The 11,886-nt window shown below is 61.9% G+C and carries 14 protein-coding genes; 6 read left to right on the top strand and 8 right to left on the bottom strand.

What is annotated here, in order from left to right:
- Positions 1 to 50 precede the first annotated feature (50 nt).
- Together JNO51_RS11090 and fabI are read right to left on the bottom strand one after the other, a co-directional pair.
- Positions 51 to 185 carry a DUF3149 domain-containing protein gene (locus JNO51_RS11090; RefSeq protein WP_215777064.1) on the bottom strand — a complete coding sequence of 45 codons (135 nt, stop codon included), beginning with the start codon at positions 183 to 185 and terminating at the stop codon, positions 51 to 53.
- A gap of 174 nt (positions 186 to 359) precedes the next feature.
- Entirely contained in the window at positions 360 to 1,151 is a 792-nt protein-coding gene (gene fabI, locus JNO51_RS11085) for an enoyl-ACP reductase FabI (protein ID WP_215777061.1), read from the bottom strand.
- 184 nt (positions 1,152 to 1,335) lie between these two features.
- Between fabI and trxA the strand changes: the two genes are divergently transcribed.
- The 4 genes from trxA (at position 1,336) to JNO51_RS11065 (ending at position 4,389) form a co-directional block, all read left to right on the top strand.
- On the top strand, positions 1,336 to 1,662 hold the full coding sequence (gene trxA, locus JNO51_RS11080) for a thioredoxin TrxA (protein WP_215777058.1): 327 nt from the start codon (positions 1,336 to 1,338) through the stop codon (positions 1,660 to 1,662).
- Positions 1,663 to 1,787: 125 nt separating this feature from the next.
- Entirely contained in the window at positions 1,788 to 3,044 is a 1,257-nt protein-coding gene (gene rho / locus JNO51_RS11075) for a transcription termination factor Rho (protein ID WP_215777055.1), read from the top strand.
- 83 nt (positions 3,045 to 3,127) lie between these two features.
- Complete coding sequence (locus tag JNO51_RS11070) at positions 3,128 to 3,772, top strand: trimeric intracellular cation channel family protein (RefSeq protein WP_252346065.1); 645 nt, start codon at positions 3,128 to 3,130, stop codon at positions 3,770 to 3,772.
- Positions 3,773 to 3,774: 2 nt separating this feature from the next.
- Positions 3,775 to 4,389, top strand: a complete 615-nt coding sequence (locus tag JNO51_RS11065) for a CoA pyrophosphatase (RefSeq protein WP_215777052.1) — start codon at positions 3,775 to 3,777, stop codon at positions 4,387 to 4,389.
- Positions 4,390 to 4,393: 4 nt separating this feature from the next.
- Here JNO51_RS11065 and JNO51_RS11060 read toward each other — a convergent pair whose 3' ends face one another.
- Positions 4,394 to 6,277: a diguanylate cyclase domain-containing protein gene (locus tag JNO51_RS11060; protein WP_215777049.1), complete on the bottom strand. Its 1,884-nt coding sequence runs from the start codon at positions 6,275 to 6,277 to the stop codon at positions 4,394 to 4,396.
- A gap of 87 nt (positions 6,278 to 6,364) precedes the next feature.
- On the bottom strand, positions 6,365 to 7,207 hold the full coding sequence (gene nadC, locus JNO51_RS11055; RefSeq protein WP_215777046.1) for a carboxylating nicotinate-nucleotide diphosphorylase: 843 nt from the start codon (positions 7,205 to 7,207) through the stop codon (positions 6,365 to 6,367).
- Positions 7,208 to 7,315: 108 nt separating this feature from the next.
- On the opposite strand from nadC, the gene JNO51_RS11050 reads away from it, so the two are divergent.
- Both JNO51_RS11050 and JNO51_RS11045 read left to right on the top strand, forming a co-directional pair.
- Positions 7,316 to 7,990, top strand: coding sequence for an energy-coupling factor ABC transporter permease (locus JNO51_RS11050; protein ID WP_215777042.1), 675 nt, complete (start codon positions 7,316 to 7,318; stop codon positions 7,988 to 7,990).
- 19 nt (positions 7,991 to 8,009) lie between these two features.
- Complete coding sequence (locus JNO51_RS11045; protein WP_215777038.1) at positions 8,010 to 8,387, top strand: MAPEG family protein; 378 nt, start codon at positions 8,010 to 8,012, stop codon at positions 8,385 to 8,387.
- 6 nt (positions 8,388 to 8,393) lie between these two features.
- Here the strand turns inward: JNO51_RS11045 and JNO51_RS11040 are convergent, their stop codons facing one another.
- The 4 genes from JNO51_RS11040 to JNO51_RS11025 form a co-directional block, all read right to left on the bottom strand.
- On the bottom strand, positions 8,394 to 8,996 hold the full coding sequence (locus tag JNO51_RS11040; RefSeq protein ID WP_215777035.1) for an HAD family hydrolase: 603 nt from the start codon (positions 8,994 to 8,996) through the stop codon (positions 8,394 to 8,396).
- An 18-nt stretch (positions 8,997 to 9,014) separates the two neighbouring features.
- Positions 9,015 to 10,043 (bottom strand): UDP-N-acetylmuramate dehydrogenase, encoded by a 1,029-nt coding sequence (gene murB, locus JNO51_RS11035; protein WP_215777031.1) that lies wholly within the window; start codon positions 10,041 to 10,043, stop codon positions 9,015 to 9,017.
- Positions 10,044 to 10,046: 3 nt separating this feature from the next.
- Entirely contained in the window at positions 10,047 to 11,441 is a 1,395-nt protein-coding gene (locus tag JNO51_RS11030) for an MATE family efflux transporter (protein WP_215777028.1), read from the bottom strand.
- A gap of 75 nt (positions 11,442 to 11,516) precedes the next feature.
- Positions 11,517 to 11,819 carry a hypothetical protein gene (locus JNO51_RS11025; RefSeq protein ID WP_215777025.1) on the bottom strand — a complete coding sequence of 101 codons (303 nt, stop codon included), beginning with the start codon at positions 11,817 to 11,819 and terminating at the stop codon, positions 11,517 to 11,519.
- Positions 11,820 to 11,886: the final 67 nt, after the last annotated feature.

Raw genomic sequence — 11,886 nt, 5'->3', positions numbered from 1 at the left:
CCGGCGTGGCGGGCTGAGGTGGCCACGGGGCGGCCGCAGGTCCTGCGGCTTTACTTCGGTCCGGTCTGTTTGGATTTGCGGATCAGAATGCCGGCACAGCCGACGACAACGATGGTGGCAAACACGATGGTCACCAGGCTGAGAAGGCCGACATCGTCCGAAAGAAGTTGCTGAATCAGTGCCATGGTCCGCTCCTGTTGGTTTAACGGTCGTTATCCGAATGACATTATTTCTGAATCTAAATTAACCATTGTGCTGGTATGGTTTTTTGATGCAGATCAACGGTGCGGCGGGTGGAAAAACAAAACCCCACACGGCCTGCTGGCGGTGTGGGGCTGGCGACGGAGCGTGCCGGAGGGTCAGTCTTCTTCCGGGACGTTCAGCGCATTATTGCTGTAACCGGCGTCGACATAGGTGATCTCGCCGGTGATGCCGGAGGCGAGGTCGGACAGCAGGAAGGCGGCGGCATTGCCGACTTCTTCCGTCGTGACGTTGCGGCGCAGCGAGGACTGGCCGGCGACATGGTTCAGCAGCTTGGAGAAGTCCTTGATGCCCGAGGCCGCCAGCGTCTTGATCGGACCGGCGGAGATCCCGTTGACACGGATGCCGTCACGACCGAGTGCGCTGGCCATGAAGCGGACGCCGGCCTCCAGGCTGGCCTTGGCCAGACCCATCACGTTGTAGTTGGGGATGGCACGGATGGCACCCAGATACGACAGCGTCAGCAGGGCAGACTTGCGTCCCTGCATCATCGGGCGCGCGGCCTTGGCCAGTGCCGGGAAGCTGTAGGACGACACGTCGTGGGCAATCTGGAAGGCTTCGCGCGACAGCGAGTCGAGGAAGTCGCCGTTGAGCGCTTCGCGCGGTGCGAAGGCAATGGCATGTACCAGCCCGTCCAGCCCGTCCCAGTCCTTGCCCAGATCGACGAACAGCTGTTCGATTTCGGCATCGTTCTGCACGTCGCAGCGATAGACCAGCTTGCTGCCGAATTCGGCAGCCATTTCGCGCACGCGGTCTTCCAGCTTGTCAACGACATAGGTGAAGGCAAGTTCCGCACCCTCGCGATGACAGGCCTGGGCGATGCCGTAGGCGATGGATCGGTTGGAGATCATGCCGGTGATCAGAATTTTTTTTCCTTGCAGGAAACCCATCGTCAGTCCTTCTAACTAAACATAGCCTGCCATTATACCCAAGCCGGGCAGAAAACGCAGACCATAATTGTAGGACAAAAAATTGGCCATGCCGGTTTGTGTCAACCCTGCTCAGACCAGGGTTGCCGCGCGCTGGCTGGCTTGCTAACATCCCGAGATCAAGCTTAATAAATAGAGAGCAACCATGAGCGACCTGATTCAGCATGTGACCGACAACTCCTTTGAACAAGATGTCCTGAAAGCCGACGTACCGGTACTGGTCGACTACTGGGCTGAATGGTGTGGTCCGTGCAAGATGATCGCGCCGATCCTCGAAGACGTGGCCAAGGAGTATCAGGGCCGCCTGAAGGTGGTCAAGCTCAACATCGACCAGAACGAGCAGACCCCGCCGAAATTCGGCATCCGCGGCATTCCGACCCTGATGATCTTCAAGGACGGCAATGTGGTGGCCACCAAGGTCGGCGCACTGGCCAAAGGCCAGCTGACGGCTTTTGTTGACAGCCACATTTAAAGTGTTTATTCTCGACTGAATTCTTAAGCGGGCGGCGGAAGTCGCCCGTGTCGTATCTGCTGTCCACACCTCTTGAAGAACAAACATCCCTCTCGCCAATCGTACTCGAGTCGAAACCGGCTGCTATGCATTTATCTGACCTGAAACACCTTCCTGTTACCCAGCTCGTCGAAATGGCTATTGCCAATGAGATCGACGGTGCCAACCGGTTGCGCAAGCAAGATCTGATCTTCGCGCTTTTGAAAAACCAGGCCAAAAAGGGCGAAAGCATTTATGGCGAGGGGACGCTGGAGGTACTGCCGGACGGATTCGGTTTCCTGCGCAGCCCTGACACCTCGTATCTGGCCGGCCCCGATGACATTTATGTCAGCCCGAGTCAGATTCGCCGTTTCAATCTGCATACCGGCGATTCGATCGAAGGCGAGATCCGCACGCCGAAAGATGGCGAACGCTACTTCGCCCTGGTGAAGGTTGACAAGGTCAACCACGATGCCCCGGAAAACTCCAAGCACAAGATCCTGTTCGAAAACCTGACGCCGCTGTTCCCGACCGAGCCGCTGCATCTGGAACGTGATATTCGTGCCGAAGAAAACTTCACCGGCCGCATCATTGATCTGATCGCCCCGATCGGCAAGGGTCAGCGCGGTCTGCTGGTGGCGCCGCCCAAGTCCGGCAAGACCGTGATGCTGCAACATATTGCGCATGCCATCACGGCCAATCACCCCGAAGTCGAACTGATCGTGCTGCTGATCGACGAACGTCCGGAAGAAGTGACCGAAATGCAACGCTCGGTGCGTGGCGAAGTGGTCTCCTCCACCTTCGACGAACCCGCCACCCGTCACGTGCAAGTGGCCGAAATGGTCATCGAAAAGGCCAAACGCCTGGTCGAGCACAAGAAGGACGTGGTCATCCTGCTGGACTCCATCACCCGTCTGGCGCGTGCCTACAACACCGTGGTGCCGGCTTCCGGCAAGGTGCTGACCGGCGGTGTCGACGCCAATGCCCTGCAGCGTCCGAAGCGCTTCTTCGGTGCGGCGCGCAATATCGAAGAGGGTGGTTCGCTGACCATCATTGCCACGGCCCTGATCGATACCGGCTCGCGCATGGATGACGTGATCTACGAAGAATTCAAGGGTACCGGCAACATGGAAATCCACCTCGACCGCCGGATGGCGGAAAAACGGATTTTCCCGGCGCTCAACATCAACCGTTCGGGTACTCGCCGCGAAGAGCTGCTGATTCCGCAGGAAAAGCTGCAACGCATCTGGGTGCTGCGCAAGCTGCTCTACCCGATGGATGATCTGGACGCGATGGAGTTTCTGCAGGACAAGATCCGCGCCACCAAATCCAACTCTGCCTTCTTCGACTCGATGCGTCGCTGAGGCAGGAAAACATCATTGTCAACGCCAGGTCGCTACCTGGCGTTTTTTCATCCCGCTGTCACCGCTGTCAGACGAATAAGAAAATGGATATTGCATCTCGCTTGAATTTAATGGAGTGGATCTCCGCCATTGGTACGGTCGCTTTTGCCTTTTCCGGCTATCTGGTCGGGGTGAAAAAGCGTCTTGATCTGCTCGGCATCCTGATTGTGGCCCTGCTGACTGGTATCGGCGGCGGGATTATTCGCGATGTTCTGGTTCACCGGGTGCCGGTGGTGTTCTACGATTACACCAACGTGGTGATCATTTCGATCACCCTGCTACTGTCGTGGATGACCGGGCTGCACAAACGCGAGAGCCAGACCTTCTATCGTGCCTTCATCGTGGCCGACTCGCTCGGGCTGGTCGCCTTCAGCATTACCGGCGCGCAAGTTGGCCTGATGTATGACCTCAACGCCTTTGGCGTGGTCCTGCTCGGTTTCATCACGGCAGTCGGCGGCGGGGTGGTGCGGGACATGATGGTCAATGACATCCCGTTCATCCTGCATGAAGACTTCTATGGCACGGTATCGATTCTGGTGGCCGGCGGCCTGTATGTGCTGGATCAGCTGGTGTATGTCAATTATCTGAGCTTGCAATTGCTCTTTGCTATCGGTCTGGCGATCCGCCTGATCGGGCACTGGGGCGATATGACCCTGCCGAAGATCGGGGTGGTGGGAGACAAGGAATAAACATGTTGCCGAGTGACAGGCAGGCGGCGGCCGAATGGATCGGCGCGCGGCTGGCACATGGACCGGATGACAGCTGGCGCGAAGCCATGCCGCCGCGTCATGCCTTTGAGCAGGTCTGTCCGGCAGCGGTGCTGATCGGTCTGGTCTGGCACGAGGCGGGGCCGACGGTGCTGCTGACGCGCCGCAGTGAGCACCTGCCGACCCACCCGGGGCAGATCAGCTTTCCCGGTGGCAAGCTGGAAGCGCAGGATGCCGGCCCGGTCGAGGCCGCCCTGCGCGAGGCCGAAGAGGAAATTGGTCTGGCGCGCCGGCATGTGCAGGTCCTGGGCACTTTGCCGCGTTTTGTCACCATTACCCGGTTTGCCGTGACACCGGTGGTGGCACTGGTTGATCCGGCAATGCGTCTGCAGGCAGACCCGGGGGAGGTGGCCGAAATCTTCGAGGTCCCTCTGGCTCCCGCTCTGGCACTGGATCAATACCAGCGCCATGCTTTCGAGCGCGACGGCCTGCAGGGTTACTATCTGTCACTCACCTGGCAGGATCGCTTTATCTGGGGCGCAACCGCCGCCATGCTGCGCCTGCTGGCGCTGACCCTCAACGATCCGCCCTACGCCTGAATCCTCAGTCCGTCTCCTCGTCGCACAGCAGGCCATTGACCCCGTCGGCCTTGGCCTGCTGCATCAGCTTGTCGGCACGCCGGGTAATGTCATCCAGCCTGTCGCCCAGGCGCCAGCTGGTCATGCCGCCACTGAACGTGATGCTGTGTTCGGCAAACGGAAAAATGGTGGTGGCGATCTTGCTGCGAATGCGTTCCATCACCCGATGGGCATACTTCATCGGCGTGTTTGTAAAGATCACCATGAACTCCTCACCGGCGATCCGGGCGCAGATATCGGTTGAACGCGTGCTGTCGAGCAGCTCGTTGGCCACCGCAATCAGTACATTGTCACCGGCCAGGCGGCCATATTGCTCGTTGAAGGCGCGGAACTGGTCGATGCCGAACAGCGCAATGGTCAGCGGCAGACCATAGCGCTGGCAGCGATTCATTTCGTAGATCAGGCTCTGCTCGGCGGTCTTGCGATTGACCAGCCGGGTCAGCATGTCGGTGCGGGCCATCTCTTCAATCCGTTGTCGGCTGTCCGCGAGCGATGCCGTCAGATCCTGATAGCTGGTGCGATCCTCCAGCACCATCATGCAGCGCAATTTTTGCTGCAGCCGCAGATTGTGCATGCTGACCCGGACCAGTCGTTTGCAGCCGGTTTCCAGCCGGATCTCGACTTCCTGCTGATGTGCCAGATGCCCCTGACGCAACCATTCTGCCAGGGGGCTGATATGCAACTGGGGGGCCGGACTGCCGGGCTCGGCGCCATGCCAGTCACTGTCTTCTCCGCCCAGCGCCAGCATGTGCCGGGCCGCGGCATTGGCATAGAAAATCCGTTCGTCGTCAATGTCCACCAGCAGCACCGCCACGGGCAGTGAGGACAGAATGTCGCGCCAGCGTGCCTCGCTCTCATGCAGGGCTTCGCTGCAGCTCAGCAATTGCTCCCGGATGCGCAGGTGGCGCAATTGTCGCCGCGTCGCCCACATGACCAGCATGGCCAGCATGCCCCAGGCCATGGTGTAGGTGGCCAACTGCCAGATCAGGTCGCCGCGCTCGTGATGACGCGTCATGCCCACGGTGATGATCAGCGGGTAATTGTCGAGTGAGCGCTCACTGTACAGGCGCGGCTGGTTGTCACGCGGGGAGGGGGCCTCATACAGCTGCTGCTTGTTCTCGCGCAGAATCGGCTGTCTGGCATCATTCTGCGGCAGGGGTTTGAGCCGCATCGCCGGATCGTTGGGCCAGAAGGCAGCCAACTGCCGCTGGCGGTCCTGAATGCGCACCTCGCCGTACTCACCGATGCCCATGTCGGCAAACAGCGGCTGCAGCGAGGTTTCACTGATGTCGGCCATGATCATGCCGAGTAACTGGTGTCGCTGATCGTAAATGCCCTGGGCGTGCACGATCACCCCGGTATTGCCACGCAGGCTGGCCGCCGTGAAATGGGTGTCATTGGGGCGTTTCGGCCCATGCAGCCACAGACAGGCCGAGGAGGGTTGCAGCGAGACGGGGGCACCGCCCGGGCTGGAGAACACCACATTGCAGTGTTGGTCGACGATGCGGATCTGCGACAGATAGGCGATGTGTTCGATGCCGGCGTCCAGGGCATGCTGCAGCATGGTGTGCTCGCTGCCGGACAGTACCTGCCGGTCGAGTTGCTGCAGCACCAGCGGATTGTCGGCCAGTGCATCAAAGACCAGATCGACATCACGCAAGGTGTCGCTGATCTGGCTGGTCAGACGCTCGCTGGCCGAGGTGATCCGCTGAACGGCCTCCTGTTCCCGGCGATACTGGTCGCGGGCCAGGTCAAAGCCGAGCAGGAACAGAAAGGACAGCAGGAACAGCGTACTGGCCAGTTTGATGCCGAATGCAGCCGGGAGAGCGCGCGCGGCGGCTTTTTCCATGGTATGCCACTCAAGCTAAGCAGTAGTTCAGTGTATACCATGCCGGTAAGCGGGGGCAGGCCAGTCCGAGATGGCTGGCCTGTCCGCTCAGGACTGAAAGCGCATCGACAAATCGATGGCCTGGACATCCTTGGTCAGTTTGCCGATGGAAATCCGGTCGACGCCGGTTTCTGCGATGGCGCGCACCGTCTGCAGATCGACCCCGCCCGAGGCCTCCAGCTCCGCCTGTCCCGCCGCCAAGACCACGGCTTCGCGCATGGTCTGGTGGCTCATATTGTCCAGCAGCACCAGGCGTGCGCCTGCTGCCAGAGCCTGCTGCAGCTGCGCCAGCGTTTCTACCTCGATCTGAACCGTCACGTGAGCCGGTGCCAGCTGCTGTGCGGCCCGCAGCGCTTCGGCCACCCCGCCGGCCGCCATGATGTGGTTTTCCTTGATCAGAATGCCGTCAAACAGGCCAATGCGCTGGTTGCAGCCGCCACCGACCGTCACCGCGTATTTCTGCGCCAGGCGCAAGCCGGGCAGGGTTTTGCGTGTGTCCAGAATCCGCGCGCGGGTACCGGCCACGGCATCGACATACTGTCGGGTGCAGCTGGCCACGGCCGACAGGGTCTGCAGGAAATTCAGCGCCGAGCGTTCGCCACTGAGCAGGGCACGTGCCGGCCCCTGCAGACGACACAGGGTCTGCCCCGCCGTGACCCGTTCTCCTTCGGCGGCGAGCCACTCGACCCGGACAGCCGGGTCCAACTGGCGAAAACACTCGTCAAACCAGGCGCTGCCGCACAGGATGGCCGACTCGCGTGCGATGACGGTAGCGCTGCCCGTGGTCGGGGCGGCGATCAGCTGGGCCGTCCAGTCGGCCATGCCGATGTCTTCGCTCAGTGCGCGGCAGACATCCGCAGATATGAGATGCAGGGGGGGCAGGGTAGCCATCACTCGTCCTGATTGCAAAAGCGCTATTGTACCGAAAGCCCGGATTTCATGGGTGTCACTGCTCGATGAATCGCTTATGATAAACAAATCATTTTTGCTGGTGTCCTGATGAGTTTTCCTGCCGGATTGTTCCCACTGCCATGGCTGCTTGGCCTGAACCTGCTGGCGCTGCTGGTGCTGGCAGGGCGGGTACGCCGCGTGGCCTGGCGGCGCATCCCTGCGGCGCAGGCCAATGCCTGGCTGGGTGCTTGCGTGCTGGTAATGGTGATGTGGACCCTGCGGGACGACTATCTGCCCGGACTCAGCTACCACTTGCTTGGCATGACCCTGCTCGGACTGATGATGGGGCCGTCACTGGCGCTGCTGGCCTCCGCCCTGGTGATCGTGGTCGCTGTGCTGGCCACAGGCGGGGATTGGGCATCGCTCGGGCTGGTCTGGCTTTGCTGTGGCGTGCTGCCCATTGGCGCCAGCTGGCTGGGGCTGCGCCTGACGCAGCGGCTGCTGCCGGCCAACTATTTTGTTTATCTGTTCCTGAATGCTTTTCTGGCCGGCGGGGTGGGCATGGCGCTGGCCGGACTGGCGAGCGTGCTGGTGCTGGGGGCTGCCGCTGCCTATCCCTGGGGCATGCTGTTCGATGAGGCCTTGCCCTACTATCTGCTGCTGGCCTGGTCCGAGGCGTTTACCACCGGCCTGATGATGGCGATTCTGATTGTCTACCGGCCGCAATGGGTGTTGACCTTTGAGGACGCCCGTTATTTGAATGATCGCTATTCGGGGCCTTGATGCCCCGCGGAGAACCAAGATGCCTTTTGCCTTGTGGAGTATTCTGATTGCCGCCGTGCTGCCGCTGATCTGGGCCGGTGTGGCCAAGGCGGGCGCGCCTTATGACAACAGTCGGCCGCGCGAGGTGCTGGCCCGGGCCAGCGGCCACCGTCAGCGCGCCAACTGGGCTCAGCAAAATGCCTGGGAGGCATTTTCGCCCTATGCTGCGGCGATGATCGTTGCTTTTGTCATGAAGGTGCCGGTGGCGCGGCTGGATCTGCTGGCGGGGCTTTTCCTGCTGGCTCGAGTCGGGCACGGGCTGTGCTATCTGCGCAATCTGCCCACGGCCCGCTCGTTGTGCTGGCTGTGCGGTTTTGCCTGTGTGGTGGCCCTGTTCGTGCTGGCCGCTCGGGGCTAGCCGGATTCAGCGTATCCCGAGGGATGCCAGTGCCTGCCTGACCTGTGCCAGACCGACCGTATGGAAGGCCTGCCAGCCGATGGCGCGGGCCGGGAGGATGCACTCGATATTGTCGTCGAAGAAAGCAATGCGCTGTGGCGCCACGCCGAGCTGTTCGGTGACGTACTGGTAGACCTCGGCATCCGGCTTTTTCATGTGGATCTCGTGCGAGGCGAAAATGTCGTCGAAATATTTGCCGAGATCCAGCTCGCGGGCAATGCGGTCGAAATGCGCCGCATTGTTGTTGGTCAGGGTCGCCAGGCGATAACGCCCCTTCAGGCTGTCCAGCAGGTCATGGGTGCCGGGGAAGGTGCCGCTGACCCAGCCGAGATAGGCCTCGATAAAGGCTTCGCGCGTCATGTCCAGCTGCAGCTCAGCAATCGCGCCATCGGCGAATGCCTCGACCGAGCACTGCCCGAGGTCCTGCTTGCCAACCCAGGGAGAGGTCAGCCAGAACTGGCGGGCGGCTTCGCGGTCGAGCCTGCCCCCGGTCAGCTCGACCAGCGGGGTGGTGCCATCCCATTTCACCAGGACGCCGCCCAGATCAAACAGCAAAACATCGATTTCCATGCCTTTTCCCTTTTCGTGTCAGATGATCACCGGCTCGGGCTCCAGGCGGACGCCGAAGCGCTGCTCGACCTCATCCTGGATGCGCTGTGCCAGGGCGCGAATCTCGCTGCCGCTGGCCGAGCCATGATTGACCAGTACCAGCGCCTGACGTTCATGTACGCCGGCATCTCCCTGGCGGTATCCCTTGAAGCCTGCCTGTTCGATCAGCCAGCCGGCGGCCAGTTTGCACTGGCCATTGGCTGCCGGGTAACGCGGCAGGCGCGGGTACTGTGCTGCCAGCTGATCGGCCAGGGCCTCAGGCACCACCGGGTTCTTGAAGAAGCTGCCGGCATTGCCCAGCACCAGCGGATTCGGCAGCTTGGCTGAACGAATGCTGACCACAGCCTGACTGACGTCGGCCGGCGTCGGGTGGGGCCAGCTGGCCAGTTGTTGCAACTCGCGCTCGATATCGCCATAGGCGGCACGGATTTGCGGGCGGCGCGACAGGCGGAAGCGTACGGCGCAGATCAGATAGCGGCCGGCGGCCTGATGCTTGAACAGGCTGTCGCGGTAGCCGAAGGCGCACTCGGCATTGCTCAGCACCACGGTTCGTCCCCCGTCCTGCAGATCGGCGCATACCACCTCGTGAATGCGCTCGCGCACCTCGACACCGTAGGCGCCGATGTTCTGCACCGGGCAGGCGCCGACCGAGCCGGGAATCAGGCTGAGATTTTCCAGTCCGTACCAGCCCTGCTGCAGGGTGTACTGCACCCATTCATGCCAGTTTTCGCCGGCAGCCGCTTCGACCAGCACGGTCTCGTCATCGCTGTCGAGCTCGTGGCGCCCGCTCAGCGCCACCTGGACCACCAGCCCGGGATGGTCGCGGGTGAACAGCAGGTTGCTGCCTCCGCCCAGCCACAGCACCGGTCCCCGGCGGTAGGGTTCGCTGGCCAGCAGGGCGGGCAGATCCTCCAGCGCGCTCAGTCGCAGGAAGTGTCGGGCACGGACATCCATGCCGAAAGTGTTGAGCGCCTTCAGCGGCGCGTTGTCGGTGAACGACAGGCTCACGTCTTACTCCCCGGTGGCGCCGGCAAGGTGCAAACGGCTTTGCCGCGCCAGATAGACAATCAGAAAAACGGCGGCGGCACTCAGGCTGATCACCAGTGCCGTCCAGAATCCGTACACGCCCAGCGGCCGTGCCGTCAGCCAGCTGGTCAGGCCGAGCAGGATGCCCAGGCCCAGGCCGACTCCCCAGAAGGCGCAAATGTGAATCGCCATCGGGATGCGGGTCAGTTTGTAGCCGCGCAAGGCGCCCGACGCAATCGTCTGGGTCGAGTCGGTCAGTTGATAGACGGCAGCGAACAGCAGCAGGGAGGCCCCCATGGCGATCAGGCGCGGATCGTCGGTATAGAGCCGGATGATGTCGCTGCGCCAGAGGAAGATCGCCAGCATGATCAGCAGGGCACAGGCCAGACCAAGCAGCAGGCCGACGCCGGTAATGCGCCTGGCGGCGCGGGCATCGCCGGCACCGACCTGCTGTCCGATGAGTACGGTCAGGGCGTTGCTGATGCTTTGCGGCACCATGTAGATGATGCTGGAGAAATTCATCGCCGCCTGGTGACTGGCGACTGTCAGGGTGCCCAGCGGGGCGATCAGCAGGGCAATGAAGGCAAACAGGCTGATCTCGACAAAGAAAGACAGGCTGATCGGGATGCCGAGGTGCAGAAAGTCGCGGAAGGCGCGCAGCGAGGGCGGCGAAAACCGGCTGGTCAGGCCATAGGGGCGGAAATGGCGACTGCAGGCCACATAGGCCAACAGGCCGATGGCATTGAACCAGAATGCCATGGCCGTGGCCCAGCCGCAGCCGGCGCCGCCCAGGCGCGGCATGCCGAACAGGCCGTGGATCAGGATGTAATTCAGCGGGATGTTGAGCAGCAGGGCGGCAATGCTCATCAGCATGATCGGCCGCGGGCGGTTCAGGCTGGCGGCAAAGGCGTGCACGGCACGATGCACCATGGCGGCCGGCATGGCCACCGCTGTCCCGGTAATGAACAGCATGGTCTTGTCTTCGACCTGGGGGGGCATGTGCAGGATCGGGCGCAGCAGGGGCTGAATCGCCAGCATCAGCGCCATGCCGGCCAGGCCGATGAACAGGCCGAACCACATGCCCTGACGGCCGGTTTCGCCGATCTCCTCCTGCTGGCCGGCACCCAGCATGTGCGAGAGGATGGGGTTGAGTGCGGTGACCAGCCCCATCAGCGTGACGTAGCAGGTGATGAAAATGCTCGAGCCGATCGATACGGCCGCCAGATCGTCGGTGCTGACATGGCCGGACATGGCGGCATCGACAAAACCGGTGGCCACCTGTGCCGTCTGGGCGATCATCATCGGCAGCGCCAGATGAATGATCTGGCCGGCATCGGCCAGCAGGCGGGCAGGGGGGGTACGGTTCAGTTCGAAGAGCATGTCGCGGCAATCAGGGTAAACGGTGATTATACCCGAGCCCGGCCGGGATGAGGCCGGGTTGCCGGGAGAGCGCGCTCAGCCGAAGCGGACCGGCGGGTCACGCCGCAGGTCGCAACTGATGATCAGCTGTTCGGCAAACCGGGCGTTCAGTGCCAGCGCATCGGCCAGGCTGATGCCATGCACGATCACCGAGTCTGCCGCCAGGTCGCTGCGATAGCCAAGACCATTGGCATATGTGGACAGGTCGGAGAGACTCGCGGCGTCGTCAGGGGTCGCCGGCGTGGCGGTCAGGGTTCCTGCAAGGGGTCTAGCGCATCCCACGGCATCAAAAAAAGCAAAAGAAAAATCGGTGCAAGAGTCGGTCTGGCAGTCATACATGGTCAGTTCTCCAGTCGGTTCAGGGGCTTGCGCGCCCGGCCACGACTGCCAGGCGACGCTTTAGCAG

Origin of the sequence: Paludibacterium sp. B53371 (assembly GCF_018802765.1) — a bacterium.
In the GTDB taxonomy this organism is placed as follows: Bacteria; Pseudomonadota; Gammaproteobacteria; order Burkholderiales; family Chromobacteriaceae; genus Paludibacterium.
Note: the sequence above shows the minus strand (reverse complement) of the source record. Positions and strands in the feature narration are given on the sequence as shown.